This window comes from Micromonospora sp. NPDC048040 (assembly GCF_055587185.1).
Genome location: NZ_JBVJGT010000027.1, coordinates 51,082 through 69,024, shown reverse-complemented (window position 1 = coordinate 69,024; position 17,943 = coordinate 51,082). Strand labels below are relative to the sequence as shown.

Below are 17,943 nucleotides of genomic sequence, written 5' to 3'. Positions count from 1 at the left end.
CGAGGCTGGCTGACGCTCACACTGCAGAGCGCGCGAACTCGGACTCAGCCCGGTGTAGATACCGGTAGACGTTCGCGTCACGAACTGCGCCGCTAGGTTCGAACCGCGCGGGAACTGTCGCCATATTGATCGCGTAGCTACTGGCAACGCCGATCAGTGCTCCCGTTACCCCGCCGAGATTGAGTGCTTCTCCGGCCGCGGCGGCCCCTGCTGCCACCGTCACCCATAGCCCATAACGACGAACGACCGACACCCTGGCGGCCTTGGCAGCACCCTCCAAATCATTCCGCGCTTCACGAAGCTCATATTCGATCCGCTCGTACGCATCACGAGGGCAATCACCCCGAAGACTCCGCAGAAGGTCCTGGATCGCCATCATCATGCGGCGTCGCTCGTCATCGTGCCGCTGGCGAAACCTCCAGAGATCATAGACGTTGACGTCGCTCCGAGGCACTGGAAGGAGCGGACCGATGTCGACCTGCCAGCACTGAGTCACATGCTGACCCGCAATCGGATCGGTGCTCATGCGATGGGCGGACACACGGTCCGTGTGTGGGTGGAGCCGGTCTCCGTCATTGCGAGTGTTGGTCATCTCGGCGATCTGGGCCGCCACGATGCTGACGACCATATGGATGAGGAGTTCAGACCCAAAGAGCCGGGTAGGCGCACCCGGATGGCGCCTCACCCAACCACGGGCGATGAGCTCGTCAACCACACTCTCATGAAGCTTCTCCACATGCAGCATCCCGGGGGCATGGTGCACATCCGGCGGTACGTCAGGGATGCCAAGATCGGCGGTGTCGATCTGACTTACCGCGTGCTCCAAGTAAGGCCAGATCTTGTCGAGCGATACCGGCTCGTAGGACTCATGCGGCTCGATCGGCTGGTAGAAGCCGAGGGCCCGGACTGCGTCCATATGCCCGCGCATGCGATCCTGCCAGCCATGACCGACTACCGTGCTGAGGCCGTCCCAGTACAGAACTGCCTGCTGGATGACCCCCGGAGGGGCGTCGGCGAACGGGTAGTACAGCATGCCCGGCATCCCATATTCCAATCAGTTAAGGTCGACAAGGCGGCACGTCTGGAGACGCCAGCCTATCTTTTATTAGTGCTGTGCGGCTCGGAACCCGAGCGGCGACGGCTGACGGAAGCCACAGAGCGGTCAACCACGACAACCATCCCCGCAGTACGAGCACGTCGCCGTGATCGTCGCCGAGGACATCCCCAGCCGATTCCTCAACGTGATTAGCCTGTTCAGCGCGGCGATCCCCCTCCAACGCGTTCCAGATGCCGGTCCTCGACGTCCGAGGGCGTTCGGGAGTGTCAAGTTAACGGCTGATCTTGGTTGTTGAGGTGGTCAGTGGTTGGCCGGGGTGAGCCGGCCCTCGAAAGCAATCTGGAAGGCGTTCAGGGGTGTTTCCAGCGCATTCGTTGATCTCACCGTCCAGAGCCGACTCGAGGACCGCTTCGTGAGCTGCTGCAGCAGCCCGCCCTCGCCGGTCAGCTTCAGCCCGTCACCACGAGCCCGATCGACCAGCATCGCGATCAACTGCTCATCCGTAACCGCACCCACCGACCCTGCAGCCTGCTCCTGCCCCGAGGTGATCTCGGTCGTCATCTGGCGTCTCTCCTTGATCGGTCGATCAGCCGTTATTTGTACAGTCCCTCAAAGGCCTCTTGGGCCTGGTGAAAGTCACCTGCAAGCATGTAGAGGTTGGCGAGATCCAGTCGTACGGCGACAATCTCGGCGGCGAGGGCTTCATTGCCGCCGGACGCTGAGCGGAGAGCCCGCTCTAACACGTCGGTCGCTTGTATAAAGCGCTCGCTCTCGGCCAGTTCCCGTGCATGTGCGCGCAGCTCGACCAGTTCCTGCTGGGACCTCTGCGGCGGCACGGACGCTACTGCGGGCAGGTAAAGACGGGGCGTGGGCTTGTCTGTCCGGGTGGCTACCGTCCCGACGCTGCCGTTGCAGTCGGAGAATTGCGTAAGGAACTGGTGAACCTCGGCGGCGGATGCCGGCCTGTCCGTTGGCTCCTTGGCCAAGAGGCAGTAAAGAAGATGTGCCAAGTCGTCGGGCACGCCAGAGCGGTATTCGGTGATGATAGGAATCGGCGAGCGCATGTGCCGACGCAGCATGTCGGGGGCGTTCGTCGCCTCGCAGGGAGGGTTCCCGGCGAGCATTTCGAAGAGAATGCATCCCAGAGCGTATAGATCGGCTGCGGGACCGACAGGGCCGCCGGCAGCCTGCTCGGGTGCGATGTAGGCGGGTGTGCCGAGCGTGCGGCCGGTCGCGGTGAGGCGCGACGCTTCGGCCGGACCCAGCAGTGCGGCTACGCCGAAGTCGAGCACCTTCACCACTCCGGCGGGGGTGATCATGAGATTCTGCGGCTTTAGGTCACGGTGCACGAGGGACGCGGCGTGGGCGGCGGCGAGAACGGAGCAGGTTTGCGCGGCGATCGATGCAGCCTCGCCGACGCGTAGCTGCTCTTGCTCGGCGATGTGGTCGGCGAGGACGATCCCGGGCACGAGCTGCATGACGAGATAGAGGTCGTCGCCGTGCACCCCGAGGTCGTGTACGGCTGGCACGCCGGGATGGTCGAGCCGGGCTGTCGCTCTCGCTTCGCGCCGGAAGCGTTTGGCGGCCGTCTCACGCTCGTCTTCCGGTACCTCCAACTGTCGGAGGAACTTGATCGCTACGGGCCGGTCGAGTCGCTCGTCGAAGCCGGCCCAGACCTGGCCCATCCCGCCGCGTCCGATCGGATACGTCAGCTCGTACCGGTCACCGATGCGGTCCCCCGCCTGCACCTCGCCTCCCTGCGCTTCGAGCCCGGGCCCCGCTGATGCGGGGTCCCGTGCTCACCGTAGCTGTCGCTGCACGAGTCGGCTGGTCAAGAACGGGCTGGGCGTGCCGTGCCAGAACACGGCCAGCTCGTCGCGGGGACGGGTGGCGGCAACGAAAAGCAACGACCGGTCGCGCTGGCGTTCGCGCTGGTAGCGCTTGGGGTCGGTCTCCCGGTACTTGCTGATCATCTGCCGGGGCACGAGTCCGTCGCTGACCCCTGAGATGATCATGCGCTGGTACTCGAGTCCCTTGAACCGGTGCATGGTCCCGACGTGTACGCCGTCGGGCTGCTTCGGGCCGTCGGGGCCGATCTCCACCACTGGCAAGCCGTCAGCCTCCAGCCGGGTAATGATGTCGGCCGCAAGCTCCTTCGTCGGCACGCAGATGGCCACCGAGCCGTCGGTCGGTTTGCCCCAGTGCCGTAGCTGCTCGGCGATCAGATCCCGCTCCTGGGCCCAAGTCGGCGCGCCACGGAAGATTGGGCGACCGCCGCGCAGCAGTGAGCGGTATCCGGCCAGATCTTCCTCGCCACCGTCAAGGTCGTCGTACACCTCGCCGGTCATGATCTGCAGGGCGTCGGCCAGGATCTGCCGAGTGGTGCGATAGCTCAGGGTGAGCCGTGACGAGCGGCCACGGATGTTGATGCCCAGGCTGCCTAGCGTCACGTGGTTGTCGTAGATCCGCTGGTGGGTGTCGCCGGTGAGGAACATGTCGTCCACGCCGGGCGAAACCATGGCCCGAAGCATCTTCCAGTGGGCGGCGCTGAGGTCCTGCGCCTCGTCGACCACGATGTGGCGGTAACGCGGCCGGTAGTACCCGCCGGAGGATTCTCCCGGCGCGCTGGCGCCCTGGGCCGCGCGGTCCATCTCGAGGCGGGCGGCCCGCTGGGCGACCTGCCGCCAGGTCCAGACCCCTCTCGCCTCCAGCCAGGTGGTGAAGCGCTCGGTGAGTTGCCAGATCTGGTCCCGCTCGGCGCGGTTGAGGCTGCGGCCGCGGTTGGGGCGGCGGGCCTTGAAGTAGTCTGCTCGTGAGTTGAGCACCTGGCCGAGGATTACTTGGGTCCACTCGGCGGCGAGGAACTCCGCATCCCAGCCAGACTCTCCCGTCTCGATGAAGAACTCGCTCCACAGCTCGGGGACCCGGTTGTCGTCGACGACCCGCCGGCTGCCACCCGCCTTCGCCTCTGCCACGACCCGGCTGGCGAGCCGGTCGATGTTAACGATGTCGACGCGCGACACCAACTCCTGCCCTCCGAGGGCCATCAGCCGGGTCCGCAGGTCGGCGGCGAGGTTGCGGTTGAAGGTGGTGAGGAGGATGGGCTTGTCCGCCCCGGGCGGCAATTGCCGGGCGAGGTACGCCACCCGGTGCAGGGCGACGATCGTCTTGCCCGTGCCCGGCCCGCCTCCGACGCGCGCTGGTCCGTTGTACTTGCGCTCGACCAGCTTTCGCTGCGTGGGGTGCAGGAAGATCTGCCACCGTTCGAACGCCTCGCCCAGCATTGCTTGCAGCGCCTCGTCGTCGGAGGTCACCTGAGTGGCAGGGCGTTCCACGGCGGCTTCGAAGTCCTCCGGGTCTACCGGGTCTTCAGCGCGGACCGGGTCGGTGACCTGGTTGAGGACGTCCTCGTACGGGATGTCGTCGAACAGCGCGAAGAGCACGTCGGTGGTGAGCTGCGGTGCCCGGTCGAGCAATTCGAGGAGCTCGGCCTCGGTGGTGAGTTCCCGGATCTGGGGCAGCAGCGGCTCGGACACGCCGAGTTCCAGCAGCTGCACGTCGGTGTAGGCGTCGAAGAGCGGTTTCTGCGTGGGCTCCGGTTCGGTGTCGGGCGGGACGACCCGGCCGATGATGCTATCGCCGACCGGCGCCAGGTCGACAACCTCGATCCCACCGGTGACCCGGTTGATCCGGTATGCGTACCGGGAGAGGTCGTCGTACACCTCACCGCGGTGCTTCACTGCGACGAGCAGGTAGTCACGCTCGGCGATGTGCAGCAGCAGCGCGCGGTAGTCCTTGTTCACCCGAGCGGACATCAGCCGGGAGTCGCCGTTGAGCGACTTCAGGTTGAGCCCCGGGTTCTCCGGGTTGTGCCGGAACTTGTGCATGAACTCGTACACCGCGCCGATGTCGGCGCGGGTCAGCGTCATGACCTCTTTGTCGGCGCGGTCAAGCATTCGCAGGGTTGCCCCGGTGTTCATCGACGTTCTCCCCCGCTCGTCGCCTTGATCTGTGCCGCCAACTCGTCTACGGACCATTCACGCGCGGTCCGCGCGTGCCAGCCCGCCTCGGCGTACGCCCGGTCGCGGTCTTCGGTCTCCGGGTCGCCGGGTGGGCCGGTGAGCACGATCGCGATCCGCCGGTCAGGCCAGGCCAGCTCGGCCGGCCAGCCCTGGTCGCCCAGCTCGTAGCCGACGACCGGCGCGGGCAGGTTCTGCCGGGCGAGCTGCTGCACAAGCAGTTCCAGGGTGCTCTCGTCGCGGTCCATGTAGCGCAGGACCTCACGCCACGGCGACTCGTCGTCGACCGTTTCCGGCTCGGTGGGCGCTGGCTGGGGTGCGACGCCGAGCCAGGTCGCCGTCTGCTCGTCCAGCGGCAGCGTACGCCGGGCCAGCGTGAGACCGGTTCCCTCGGTGACGGCCATCGACGCCGGCTCGAAGGCATCGAGGGTGGAGACGACAAGCTGGCCCGCGTCACCGCCACCGGGGGTGAGGAACTGGATGATGTTTCCCCAGGCGAGCCAAGCGGCCCAGCGTTCCTTGTGCCCGTCGCCGGCCACGGCGGCCGGCAGGTCGTCGAGAACGGCGAGCGCCGACATGGTCGGCAGTGGCGTGGTGCGCGCGTCGACAACGATCGTCACCGGACAATCCGCGTTGTCCCGAGCGCGGGCGACCATGATGTGCCGTGCGGTCTGCGGGGGAAGGGGTTCTCCCCGCAGGGCAGCGAGTAGCCGTTCGGCGACACCGGCGGAGTCGGTGGCGCTGTTGTCCCGGGCCTGCTTGAGCATGCCCCACAGGGCTGCTTCCGCCCGCCGCTGCCAGCGGGTGAGATCTGGATCGGCGAGGAAGCCCATGAGTTGTTCGATGGGATTGACCCAGACGGTCTTCTCCAGTTCGGCGGGGTCCGCGCCGGGGAGCATGCCGCGGAACTTCTCCCGGGCGGTCTGCTTGCTCACCCCACCGTATGGGATCCACTGTCCCTGCCCGTCGCTGCTGTCGCCCCAGGTCTTGACATCGTCCCAGGTGGCGGCGAAGACGAGGTAGCCATGGGCGCGGAGCCTGGCCCGTTTTTCGGCGTCGTCGGCGAGCCGGTTGTACTGCGATGAGGCGTGGTACTTGAACCCGTCGAGGTAGACGGCCACGTCGGGCGATGCCCCGTCGAGGCGTTTGAAGTGCACGTCTGGTCGGGTGCCCTTGACGGTGTTCTGCAGCTTCATCTGCCAGTGGGTGACGCTGTGTCCACCGTCTCGGATGAACCTCAGGTCGGCGATGCGCGCGCCGTCGTGGTCCGTCCGCCGGTCGATGCGCAGCCTGGAGTTTGGCGTCTGCCCGAGCGCCAGCAGCTTGGTGAGGAAGCGCATCTCCAGCTCGCTCTCCACCTGGTGGATCAGCGAGATCTCATCGGTGCGGGTGCCCTCCTCGACATCCCAGCTGTCAAGGAGCCGGTCGAGCATCCCCAGTGCCTCGTCCCGGCTCATCAGCACGAATTCGTCGTTGCGCGCGTAGCGCAGGAGGCAGCGGTGGCACACCGCCTTGGCCTCGTGCCGGCAGACGCAGTCGGCGATCCGTTGTCGGGCCATTTGCAGAATGCTGCGGAACTCCTTCGGCTTGGCGAGCCGGTGCAGGTAGCCGGTTCCCTGGGGCTGGGTGTCGTAGACGACCACGAAGTTACGGGTTCCGTCGCTATGCCCGTCGGGCATGGTGGACGACACGACCTGCAGGTGCGCGGGGTCGCCGCCGTACTGCGCGGCGATGCCGAGGCGCACGGCGGCGGCGAAGGAGACGAGCCGTTCCGCGACCATGGCGGTCGCCGCTGGGATCAGAATGCGCAGCGCCTCGGTCTCCAGCTCGTGGGCCAGGATCAGGTCCACGTGGGTGTCCGGCGCGGCCGGTGAGCGTCGGAACGGGCACCACGGCCGGTGGTGCTCGGCACCCTGTACCACGGTCGCGCCGGAGGCCTGTGCGGCGAGCTGCTGACTGACCGCGGGGGTGCCGTCGACGGTGGTTCCGCCGCACGAGGTGCAGGTGTGGAAGCGGTTGATCCGCACTTCGTCACCGGCGAACAGTTCGGCAGCTCGGTCGTAGCGCTGGGCGCCGAGGTTGAAGTGGCGGATCATGGCGTGCCGGCTGTAGTCCACGCCGAAGGTGTCGTGGGCGTGCCGCCAGGACGAGGCGACCTTGGCCGGATCGATGTCGACTGCGACGGTGGTGGCGTAGAAGCGCCGGTCCCGGTCGTCGCTGTCGTCGCGGATGCGGGCGTCGTCGCGCTTGTCCCGGCTGAGCACCCTGGTCGGCTGGAGCACCTGGAACAGTCGCCCGTGGTCGGCGATGCCCCGATCGCCGCAGCGGGGGCAGGGGCTGGTGTCTTCCTTGGCCAGGTGGGTGCGGATGTAGCCGCACTGGGCGCAGACCCGCCACTGCTCGTACGACGGCCGGTCAGCCGGGCCTACGTCGAGCCCGGAGATTTCGTGCTTGTAGCCGCGGACGTAGTAGCTGTTACCGGGGGCGATCTCGACGAGGGCTTGGCGGGCGGGGCGGGCGTACTCGCGCAGTTCGCTGTGGAACCGGCGGTCGCCGTCGGCTTTCTCCTCCCAGGTCAGGGTGGCTTCCAGATCAGTGCGCGTGTCGATGAGCGCATAGTTCGGCAGCAGCCCGAACTCGACCAGGGTGCCGTGCGCGGCGGCCGCGCTGACCTCCCGCAGCCGCCGGCGGACGGCGCCCTCCTCCGCCTTGAGCATCTTGATTTCGCGGGCGTGGTCCGGGTCGCTGGGCACCAGGGTGCCACGGGCGGTGGCGATTTCCTGGAGACGACGCCGCAGATCGGACAGGCGGGCCTCCCAGGTTTCGTCTGCCTCCTTGACCCGGTGAACGATGCCGTCGACCGCGAACTCGCGCAGTTGGTCGGCGGCTGCCCGCAGGATCTTGTCGCCGAAGAGCGCCAGGAAATCCTCCACCAGGCGCAGTCCGTCCCGGCGGCCCACGTCGGCGAGGTTGGTGAGCCAGCCGGTGGGGCCGAAGAGGACGTGCGCCCGGCGGGGCATCGGCAGCACCCCGGGAAGCCGCCCGCGGGCGGCCAGGTCGATCAGGTGGGCGAGGTACTGCCGGCGCAGGATCTCCACGGCGGAGAGGAAGCAGCCGGGTGGCACGATCTGCCCGGCGATCATGTCCCGCGGGGCGGTGAGGTAGTAGCGGTCCCGCTCCGTGCGCCCGACCAGGGTGAGCACGAGCGCGTTGCCGCTCTTGCGGCCGGCGCGTCCGGCCCGCTGGACGTAGTTGGCGGGCCCGTGCGGTAGCGACGCCAGCACCACCGCGGAGAGCGCGCCGATGTCGATGCCCATCTCCAGCGTGGGCGTGCACGACAGCACGTTCGGGTCGGTGTAGCGCTCGCCGTCGCGGAACTGCTTTTCCACGGTTTCCCGCTGCGCCCGGGTCAGCATGCCGGTGTGCTCGCCCGTCACTACCCGGAAGACGGGGCTCTCCAGGTACAGCCGCCGGTAGTAGTCGTCCGGCGCCGTGTCGTCCTGGGCGGCCTGGAGCCGGCCGCGGCAGCGGTACTGGCGGCACGGCTGCCCGATCCAGTCGGCCACCCGGTCGGGGTGCTCGGTCTGCTGCCAGTGGCAGGTGTCGCAGCCGACCCCGGCTGACACGGCGGTCGCGTCGTCGAGCCTTGTGACCCGCAGGTGGCCGGGCATCAGCCCGTACACCGTGTTGCCGTCCTCGGTGTCGCCGGCGGCGACGATGCCCTCGACGGCTAAGGCCGGCAGAAGCCGGGTGAGGTAGCTGGCGGCGTCATTGAGATCGAGGCCGAGGCAGCGGGACGTCCAGTCCTGGTACCAGTTGCCGCGCGCGGTGATCGCGTCGAACTCTGAGCGTGACTTCGGCGTTGCCAGCAGGAACGCGGGCGCCGATAGGCCCTTCGGGAACGCGGGCATGCCGGGCGGCCGGCCACCCCAGACCTGCCAGCGGGTGCCGCCGCGCTTCAGGTACGGCGCTAGCCACTCGTGGTAGACCGCGCCACGGGTCCGCAGTCGCTCGAGCAGGCCGCGGAGAAAGGCGAGGTAGCGGGCGTCGTCGGGCGGCGTTGCGCCGAGTTGTCCGGTACCGGTGAGGTGCACGTCCCGGCAGATGGCGGCAGCTTTGGCGGGGTCGTCGAGGGCGACCTCGACGGCGACGCTGCGGGTCAGCTCCAGGGTGCGGCCCTGGCGGGAACGCAGCCCGGTCTCCATCACTGTCGCGAAAACGAGGCGCTCGCTGATCAGCGACCAGGTCTCCCGGCTGCCGGTGTGCTCACCGGCGAGCAGGCTGTCCACTCCCGGCTGGTCATGCAGGTCTGGCGGAACCACGGTGGAGAGGATCTCCGGCTGCGCCGCCGCCTCGATCATTTTGGCGAAGAGGTCGTCCAGCCCGACGGACTCCCCCGCCGACAGTTGGTCAGCCAGCAGCGATCGCAGGGAAAAGGCGTACGAGCGGTTGGCCACGAATCCGGCGCGGTGCGCTGCGTCCTGGACGGAGTCGTTGAACAGCAGCGTTTTCTTCTCGCGTTCGTCGAGTCCACCGCCGGTGAAAAGCTGGGTGATCGCCACCGACGCGAGGGTGGCGAGGCCGGCGCCGAGGAAGCGGATGCCGTGGTCCATCTCGCAGGACGGACAGCGGTCCTTCTCCGCCGCGTCGATGGCGAGGATGTCGCCGAGCACGACGATGGCGTCGTCGGTCGGCTCGCGGTCCCGCTGCTCGTCGAAGGGGCGTACCCGGTGGCCGTGCTCCAGCACCAGCAGGCCACCCGGGCGCTGCCGAACCTCATCCTCGGTCGCGGCGATCAGAGCGCGGACCCGGCGCTTGTCCCGGCCGACGCTGGCCCGGTAGATCTTGTCCGGGTCGGTTTCCAGTTCCTGCGGGTCCTTCTCCGGCGACAGCGCCATCCACCCGGACCGGCCGCAGTGCCGGCAGTAGATGGCCGGCAGCCGGGGGTAGCGGTTGTCGGCGACGACCGCGTCGGAGTCGGTCGCGTACGGATCCGGCTCGCGCGGGGCCTCGCCGTACCAGCCGAAGGCGGCCTGGTGGGACGTGCCACGCAGCAGCCGGGAAACGGCGCGCACCCAGAGGTGGGTCTCGATGTTGAGCAGCGGGCGGCCCGGCGCCTCCGGGTTCTGGGCTGTGGAGAGCAGGCCGACGAAGCGGGCGAGCGCCTTGGCGGTGATCTCCGGCCGGGTTTTCATCGCGCTACCCCAGCCGGTGGCGTTCTTGCGGGGCAACACGTCGATGATCTCGTCGAAGGTGCGCGGTGTCGGGCCGAGCGAGTCGAGTACCGCCTTGGTCAGCGGATGCTGGCGCAGCAGGTCACCGAGGCGCGTCGGGTTGTCGAGGAGGCGCTCGCCGAGTACCAGGTCGGCGACCTCGGCCATCATCTGCTCGGGGTCGCGGTCGTCGACGGCGGCGAGCTGCTCGGGGCTGGGCAGCGGCAGGCTGAAGTCTTGGCGGGAGATGAACTCGCCGGGCTCGTACCGGTCCTCCCCCACCAGGGCCCCAGCGTCGAAGGCGACGCCGAAAACCTGCTCGGCGACCTCACGGATCGCGGTACGTCCGTCCCGATCGCCGCCCTCGCCGAGGGTGGCGGAAGTAGCCACCGGGCAGATTGCCCCGAGCGGGCGGCCCGGCTGGTCGAGGCCGAGCGCGGCGGCGAGGCGGCGCAGCAGCATCGCCACGTCGGTGCCCTGCGCGCCGTCGTAGGTGTGGAACTCGTCCAGCACCACGTACGCCGGCTCGGCGTCCTCCCACAGCGGTAGGTCGTCGGCGCGCTGGAGCAGCAGGTCCAGCATCTTGTAGTTGGTGATCAGGATGTCCGGCGGGGTGCGCCTCATCTCGGACCGCTTAGTGAACACGTGCGGGTACTCGATGGCCGCGACATCGCCGATGTAGAGACCGGCGGTGACCCCGGCCAGCGCCGGGTCGGCGAGCAGCTCGTTGATCCGCTGCGTCTGGTCTGTCGCAAGGGCGTTCATCGGGTAAAGCAGGATCGCTTTGACCCCGGCCTTGCCCTGCTGCCGGCGCCGGCGGCAGTGGTCCAGCACCGGGATCAGGAAGGACTCCGTTTTGCCTGAGCCGGTGCCGGTGGTGATGAGCGTCGGCTCGGCCGCCTTGCCCTTGGTCGACAGCCGGGCGAACGCCCGCGCCTGGTGCAGCCAGGGAGTGAAATCGGTCGGCGCCCAGTCCAGGCACGCCCGCCAGTTTCCGTCCGCCGTGCGGAAGGGGGTGCGGATCCGCAGGTACGGCCCACGGAAGATGCCCTGCTCCGGGTGAGAGAGGAAACCCTCCAGCCCCTGGCGTACGCCCTCCTCGGTCAGGCCGAAGGTGGTGGTCAGGTACTGGGTGAGGGTCCGGCGCAGGGTGTCGGCGGCGATGGTCGGCCTCATGAGCGGATCACCGAGGTATGTTACTGCACCCCTGACCTGCCCTGACCTGCTCGGCAGCCCGGACAACAGGGTTAGTCGGATTCACGACAGACCGACTTGTCGATCACCGCCTAGGCTGCGACGACTTGAGACGAGATCACCAGCGCCACCGGACGGATCGGGCACGCGGCACGGCCGCCAGTAGACGACAGTCAGCGCCTCGTCGTAGATCACCCACAGGGGACGGAACGGACACAGCATGTCGAACGGCTCTTCCCAGCCTCGCCGTAAGCACCTGCTCAACGGCCGTCGCGTACGCATCACCGACCTGATCGACGCCGAACTACTCAAGCCCGGCGACGAGCTCTTCTTCCAGCAGCGTATCGGCGAAGCCCCGCACGAGGCCGTCGTTACTGAACGAGGCAGGCTGCGGCTTCCCGACGGTCGTGAGTTCAGTACGCCGTCACGGGCGGGCGCCACGGTGGCGAAACGAAGGGCGGTTGCCGGCTGGTCGGCCTGGCAATTGAGGCGAACCGGGCACACCCTGCATCGCCTCCGGCTGGAGTTGCTTCAGGCTGTCGCCAAGGAGGTCGGCACAGACCAGGAGACGTCTCAGGAGGAAGCGGCCGGGGTCCGCCGCCGCTTCGAAATCTTGGAAGCAGCACGAGCGGAGGCCGAGTCGGGGCGACCGCGCTCTTTCACCGTTCGTGAGTTCATTGGTCTATGGGGACTTGAGGATCGAGACCGGATGGCGACCGCGCAGGTCGACGCGGACCTCGCCAATCATGGCCTCACCACAAGTCCCGACTTCCGGGCAGTCAGCATGGACCGGAGCATCCGCATCGTGTTGCCGCCGGACCATGAGGCGAGCGGATCCGACACCGATGACACCGCAGACACGACCGAGGCGGGCGCCGACGAACTGAACGAGGAGAGCGTCGACATCGGTCTGACGCTGGACAATCTCTTTCCGCATCGGATGTCGCTGGTGTCGGTGACCCCGACGGCGACGTTCGAAGAGGCGATCACCGCGATGGAGATCAACGACTACTCGCAGGTGGCCGTCCTGGCAAACGCCCACTCACTTTACGGCTCCGTCTCGTGGGAGTCGATCGCCGCCGCGAAGCACCGCGACCCGGAAGCTACTTTCAGCGAAGCCATTGACCGGCGGGCGCGTGACCGGGTCTTCGACTACGACACGCGACTCCTCGACGTGCTCAGCACCCTTCAGCAGTACGGGTTCATTTTCGTGCGCGACGACCAGCGGAAGATCAGCGGCATCGTCACCGCCGCCGATGTGGTACGCAAGTACGACGAGACGGCGACGCCCTTCTTCCTCATTGGCGAGATCGACCAGGAGTTGCGCCACCTGATCGTGAACACCTTCGATGAGGAGACGGTCAAGCAGGCGTGCCTCGCCGCGAATCTCAGCTTCAAGGCGCTGGACGCGATGACGATGGCCCAATACCAAGCTGTGTTGAACAATGCCGCCTGTTGGGAGCAGTTGGGCTGGCCATTGCACCGCAGCCGGTTCATCGAACGGCTCGACCAGATACGCAAGGTGCGCAACAACGTCATGCACTTCAACCCGGATCCCGTCAGGCCCTCCGAGGTGGCGAAGCTTCGCAACTTTCTGCGCCTGATCCGCACCTACCGGGGCCGGTGACTCGCACGACCGGAGATGGGCGCGCCTCAGCATCCAACCAACGAGGGATTGATTCGTGCCGACCTTGACGCATGAGGTGAAAGACGCTCGCAGCCCGGTGGCCCGGTGGCTGCGGTCAACATTTCCGCACCACCACGACGTGCAGGCCGACTACCGGGAGGTGGCCGGCCCTGCCCTGGTGCTGCCGCCCTCGGCGATCGCGCCCGGGACGCAAGGTGCCGCCATCGACTGGTGGTTGCGGTTCCTGATCGACCCGGCGCCCTCGGTCGGTCTCGCAGCGGCGGGGCTTCGGTCGCGCCGCGCGCCCTGCCGACAGGCCGGCCTCGAACTGCTGCGCGACCTGGGCGCGATCGATGACGACGGCAGTCCGGTCGGACCGATCCGACCTGCGCAATTCGTCGACCGATCCGACGAGTGGTGGGCGCGAGTGTCGTACGCGCTGGCTCTGCTGGTCGAGTTGTACCGGGCGCCCGTGGTCGACGGCTCCAGGCTGATGCGACTCGGCCCGTCCAGCCGAGCGGCGGACCTGCTGGCGTTGGCCAACGCCGAGGAGGTCGCCGACCTGATAGCGATGCGGGACCTCGCGGTCGAGCGGCTGCTGCCTGTGCTGCCGCCCGGCCAAGTGACGACGGGGGCGACGTTCGACGGCAGCGCCGACATCCACGCCGACGCGGATCTCATCGTGGGCGGGATGCTGGTCGACTTCAAGGCCGGCCAGAGCGGCCGGCCGCGGGCGGACGGTAGTCGGGCCGCCGTGCTGCGTCGGGAGGATTTGGACCAATTGCTGGGGTACGTGCTCCTGGACTACTCGGACGCGTTCGGGCTGCGCGCCGTGGGCGTCTACGCGGCGCGCTTCGGGCATTTCATGTCGTGGAGCCTCGCGGAGCTCTGCACCCGCCTGGCGGGCCGTCCGGTCGATCTGGGCGCACTGCGGCCGGAGTTCGCCCAGGTCGTACGGCTCGAACTGCCGAAGCACCGGAGCGAGTCGATCGTGGCCCGGCTCCGCAGCCGGACGTCACTCGCCCAGGCGCCGCCAACCGGCTCCTGACCTCAGGAGCGACTGCCGCCGAAGGAGATGCCACCGTGTACGTCACGCGCCTGCACAACGGACCCGCTGACGTCGCCGGACACCGTGTTCGTCACGTTGCCCGGGTTGGCGGCGACGATGGCCTCTACCTGCGCGAAGCGTGCGCGCAACTCTGCACCGAAGGCGGGATCACGTATCGCCTCCTGTTCAAGGAGTGCGGCGAGGCGCTGCACCGCGTCCGGGGTGGGTTGGCGCAGGACGACCTCGACAGTCTCCTGGGCTGATGCCTCCTGACGGAACCGCTGCCGGAGGAACCCGGACAACCCTTCCACGGCGGACCAGGCACCCGCTGCGAGTTCGGTGGTCGCCCAGGTGACCAGGGTCGTCGCCGCCGCGAGCATGAGCGGGTCGTCCACGCTTCACCTCCAGCAGCGCCAAGGCTCGGGACCGGGCAGGAATCCACTGTAATCCAACCTCCTCAATGGTTACCATCAGTGCTCGCTCGCTATACTCCGGGAGGTCGGCATGGGTGCACAACGCTGGGAGGCGGACCCGTCCGCCCAGCTGAGCCGCCGTTGGGGCAAGTCCTCGCACGAGCTGGGCAATACCTCCGGCGACGGCAGTTGTCCCGACGTCTGGGAGTTGAGCAACGGCGACGTGGCGGTGATCGGGCAGGATCTCACCGACACCTACCGGGACCGGCTCCCCGAAGGAGTCTCCGTCGACCCCGGCGAGCGGCTTATCATCATTCCCCGGTCGACCATGATCGCGGCGAAGGCGGACATCCCTGATGCGTAAGCTCCTCAGCGGGGACCCCGGCGAACTGTTGGCCCTCGACGACTACTGGGCCGACTTCGACCAACGGTTCTGGAAGACCGGCCCGCCGGGATTCTGGAAACTGGAACGGCAAAAGACGTTCAAGGAGCCTCACGACGAGGGCTGGCAGGCATTTGCCGCCGGCCGATGGAACGAGTCGCTGCGGATTCTCGAGGCACGACGTCCCGAGTTCGAGGACTACTACCGGCGCATCGCCGACAGCGGGTTCGCCACCCGTCGAGTCCGGGTGGTGCAGGAGCCGCTGACTCCCTACCTGCAATGGGAACTGCACGTGCTGCGGCTACGCCACGAATACGGCGGGCTGACGCGGGTGGTCGAGCAGGGCCAGGTCGCCGCCGCAGAGACCGATGGTCCGCTGCCGGAGATCTACACCCTCGGCCTCGATGTGATGTACGAGGCGATCTACGACGCCGACGGAGTACTCGAAGCGGCGCGACGGTGGCGGAACCCCGCCGTGGTGACGCGGTGTCAGGGGTTCATCGAGGCGCTCTACGCCGACGGCGAGCCGCTGGACGAGTACTTCGCGCGAGCGGTGGCGCCGCTGGAGCCTCCTCGGCCGGGCTGAGCAGTGGTCGGCGACGGCGAGGACGGGCGAGGGCCGGAGCACGTCAACCGGTCCGCGCTGTCCGGCCCCGCCGACCTCGTGCAGGCCCGCGACGTGTACGGCGGGGTGCACTTCCATCCCGGCGACTCCTCCCCCGCCGATCCACCTCCCCGCCAGCTCCCCGGTGACGTGCGCGGCTTCGTCAACCGGGTGAAGGAACTGCATGCGCTGAACCGACTTCTCGACGACGACGAAGCCCTCAACGCCACCCTCATCGTCGTCACCGGCACCGCCGGCGTCGGCAAGACCGCTCTCGCGCTGCGCTGGGCGCACGCCGTGCGGCAACGGTTTCCGGACGGCCAGCTCTACGCCAATCTCCATGGCTACGACCCGGGTCAGCCCAGCCAACCGGAGCAGGTGCTCGACCGATTCCTGCGGGCCCTGGGCGTCCCCGCATCCGCGATCCCCGCCGATATCGAGGACCGCGAGACGCTGTACCGCTCCCGGCTGGCCGACCGGCGCGTCCTGGTGGTCCTGGACAACGCCGCCAGCGTCCGCCAGATACGCCCCCTGCTGCCGGGCACCAGCAGCTGCCTGGTGGTCGTCACGAGTCGAAGCATGCTGTCCGGTCTTGTGAGCCGCGACGGCGGCCGGCGGCTGACCCTGCGTATGTTGGCCGAGGACGACGCGGTGACGTTGCTGCGCGACGTCACCACCGAGTACCGCGCCGGCGACAATCCGGGTGAGCTGGCCGAACTGGCACGGCTGTGCGCGAGGCTGCCGCTGGCGCTGCGCATCGCCGCCGAACGGGCGGCGAGCCGACCGTTCATGCCGCTCACCGAGTTGATCCAGGACCTACGCGACGAGTCGGCCCTGTGGGATGCCCTCACCGCGGAGGACGGCGAGGAGGCCGACGCCGTACGCACGGTCTTCGCCTGGTCGTACCGGGCGCTGAACGCCTCGGCGGCGCGGCTGTTCCGCCTGCTCGGGCTGCATCCCGGTCCGGACCTCGGCACCCCGGCTGCGGCCGCGCTCGCCGGCCTGTCGATGTCGCAGGTCCGGCAGCCGCTCGACGCGCTCGTCGGTGCGCATCTGGTCGAGCAGAGCGCGCCCGGCCGCTACCAGTTGCACGACCTGTTGCGGGCCTACGCGGTGGATCAGGTCAAGCACCTGGAGAGCGACGAGGGCCGTCAGGCGGCGCTGCGCCGCGTACTCACCTGGTATCTACACACGGCGGACGCCGCGCTGGCCCGCACACTCCCGTTCGGCCGGACTGTGCCGTTGGATCCGCCGGTCGAGGTCACGCCGCTGGCCTTCGCCACCGTCGAGGAGGCGGACGCCTGGTTCGCCGCCGAGCAGGACAACCTCGTCGCCACCACCCGCGCTGCCGCCGAGGCCGCACAGCCACGGATCGCCTGGCACCTGGCCGTTCTGCTACGCAGCGTCTTCATGCACCGCAACGCCTTCGACGCGTGGTTCGCCACCGCGCGGATCGGCCTGGCGGCGGCGCGCTCGCTCGGCGACCGGCGAGGCGAGGCGGAATCGCTGGAGAGCCTCGGGAAGGCCCACTTCCAAGCTCGCCAGCTCACGGAGGCGGCAGAGCACCACCGGGCCGCGCTGGCGATCCGACAGGAGATCGGCGACGAGCACGGCACGGCGGTGTCGATCAACGCGCTGGGGCTGCTGGCGTTGCGTCACCGGCGTCTCGCCGACGCGCTGGCGCGTTTCGGTGAAAGCCTCGACATCTTCACGCGGCGCGGCGACCGGCGGTGGCAGGCCTTGCTGCTGAGCAATCTCGCGGAGGCCCGGTACGAACTGGGCGACCTCGCAGAGGCCGTGACGCTGCTGGATCAGGCGCTCACGGTGCAGCGGGACATCGGCGACCGGGCGCAGGAGGGCAACTCGCTGTTCTTCCTCAGCATGACGCTGCGCGAACTCGGACGTACCGACGAGGCCCTGGCCGCTATCGAGCGCGCGCTCGCCATCGCCGAACGCGGAAGCCCAGTGTGGCTCGCGCACTGGCTGGTCGAGTACGCGCGCGTGCAGCGTGCTCTGGGCCGGCCCGCCGAAGCGCTGGAGGCGACGCACCGCGCGGCGACGATCCAGCGCCAACTGGGTGACCGCAGCCGGGAGGCGATGGCACTTGATGGGGCCGGCGAGGCGTATCGAGAGCTGGGGCAGCCGGAGCAGTCGATCGCCTTCCACCTGCGGGCGGCGGCGGTGCACCGGCGGCTCGGGGACGGCTGGCAGCTCGCCCTGGCGCTGGACTACCTCGCGACGGCGCTGATCGACGTCGGGCGCCCCGAGGAGGCGCACCGGTGGTGGCGTGAAGCGGTTGCGCTGCTGAGCAGCTTTCCCGACGCCCGCGCCGCGCAACTCCGTGGACGTATCGAGCAGTTCCTCCCGACGGAGTCTCACTGACGAC

11 protein-coding genes are annotated in these 17,943 nt (G+C 68.4%); 5 read left to right on the top strand and 6 right to left on the bottom strand.

Going from position 1 to position 17,943, the window contains the following annotated elements; genetic code table 11:
• Positions 1-16: 16 nt before the first annotated feature.
• From ACZ6O2_RS23315 to ACZ6O2_RS23295, 5 genes are all read right to left on the bottom strand, one after another.
• Positions 17-1,033 (bottom strand): DUF6236 family protein, encoded by a 1,017-nt coding sequence (locus ACZ6O2_RS23315; RefSeq protein ID WP_466024265.1) that lies wholly within the window; start codon positions 1,031-1,033, stop codon positions 17-19.
• A gap of 324 nt (positions 1,034-1,357) precedes the next feature.
• The gene (locus ACZ6O2_RS23310) at positions 1,358-1,618 is read right to left on the bottom strand and encodes a hypothetical protein (protein ID WP_466024264.1); all 261 of its coding nucleotides are present in this window, start codon (positions 1,616-1,618) and stop codon (positions 1,358-1,360) included.
• Between the two features lie 32 nt (positions 1,619-1,650).
• Entirely contained in the window at positions 1,651-2,805 is a 1,155-nt protein-coding gene (locus ACZ6O2_RS23305; protein ID WP_466024263.1) for a serine/threonine-protein kinase, read from the bottom strand.
• A 51-nt stretch (positions 2,806-2,856) separates the two neighbouring features.
• Positions 2,857-5,037 carry a UvrD-helicase domain-containing protein gene (locus ACZ6O2_RS23300; protein ID WP_466024262.1) on the bottom strand — a complete coding sequence of 727 codons (2,181 nt, stop codon included), beginning with the start codon at positions 5,035-5,037 and terminating at the stop codon, positions 2,857-2,859.
• On the bottom strand, positions 5,034-11,465 hold the full coding sequence (locus ACZ6O2_RS23295) for a DEAD/DEAH box helicase (protein WP_466024261.1): 6,432 nt from the start codon (positions 11,463-11,465) through the stop codon (positions 5,034-5,036). The genes ACZ6O2_RS23300 and ACZ6O2_RS23295 overlap by 4 nt, the downstream gene beginning before the upstream one ends.
• A gap of 238 nt (positions 11,466-11,703) precedes the next feature.
• Here ACZ6O2_RS23295 and ACZ6O2_RS23290 point away from each other — a divergent pair, with 238 nt between their 5' ends.
• The gene (locus ACZ6O2_RS23290; RefSeq protein ID WP_466024260.1) at positions 11,704-13,110 is read left to right on the top strand and encodes a restriction system modified-DNA reader domain-containing protein; all 1,407 of its coding nucleotides are present in this window, start codon (positions 11,704-11,706) and stop codon (positions 13,108-13,110) included.
• Between the two features lie 55 nt (positions 13,111-13,165).
• Positions 13,166-14,158, top strand: a complete 993-nt coding sequence (locus ACZ6O2_RS23285; protein WP_466024259.1) for a hypothetical protein — start codon at positions 13,166-13,168, stop codon at positions 14,156-14,158.
• A 2-nt stretch (positions 14,159-14,160) separates the two neighbouring features.
• Here ACZ6O2_RS23285 and ACZ6O2_RS23280 read toward each other — a convergent pair whose 3' ends face one another.
• Positions 14,161-14,553 carry a hypothetical protein gene (locus ACZ6O2_RS23280; RefSeq protein WP_466024258.1) on the bottom strand — a complete coding sequence of 131 codons (393 nt, stop codon included), beginning with the start codon at positions 14,551-14,553 and terminating at the stop codon, positions 14,161-14,163.
• 109 nt (positions 14,554-14,662) lie between these two features.
• On the opposite strand from ACZ6O2_RS23280, the gene ACZ6O2_RS23275 reads away from it, so the two are divergent.
• From ACZ6O2_RS23275 to ACZ6O2_RS23265, 3 genes are read left to right on the top strand one after another with little or no spacing between them, the layout of a single operon-like run.
• Positions 14,663-14,935 carry a hypothetical protein gene (locus tag ACZ6O2_RS23275; RefSeq protein WP_466024257.1) on the top strand — a complete coding sequence of 91 codons (273 nt, stop codon included), beginning with the start codon at positions 14,663-14,665 and terminating at the stop codon, positions 14,933-14,935.
• Positions 14,928-15,539, top strand: a complete 612-nt coding sequence (locus tag ACZ6O2_RS23270) for a DUF6879 family protein (RefSeq protein ID WP_466024256.1) — start codon at positions 14,928-14,930, stop codon at positions 15,537-15,539. The genes ACZ6O2_RS23275 and ACZ6O2_RS23270 overlap by 8 nt, the downstream gene beginning before the upstream one ends.
• A 3-nt stretch (positions 15,540-15,542) precedes the next feature.
• A complete protein-coding gene (locus tag ACZ6O2_RS23265) occupies positions 15,543-17,939 on the top strand; it encodes an ATP-binding protein (protein WP_466024255.1) in 2,397 nt (798 codons plus the stop codon).
• The last annotated feature ends 4 nt before the right edge of the window (positions 17,940-17,943 follow it).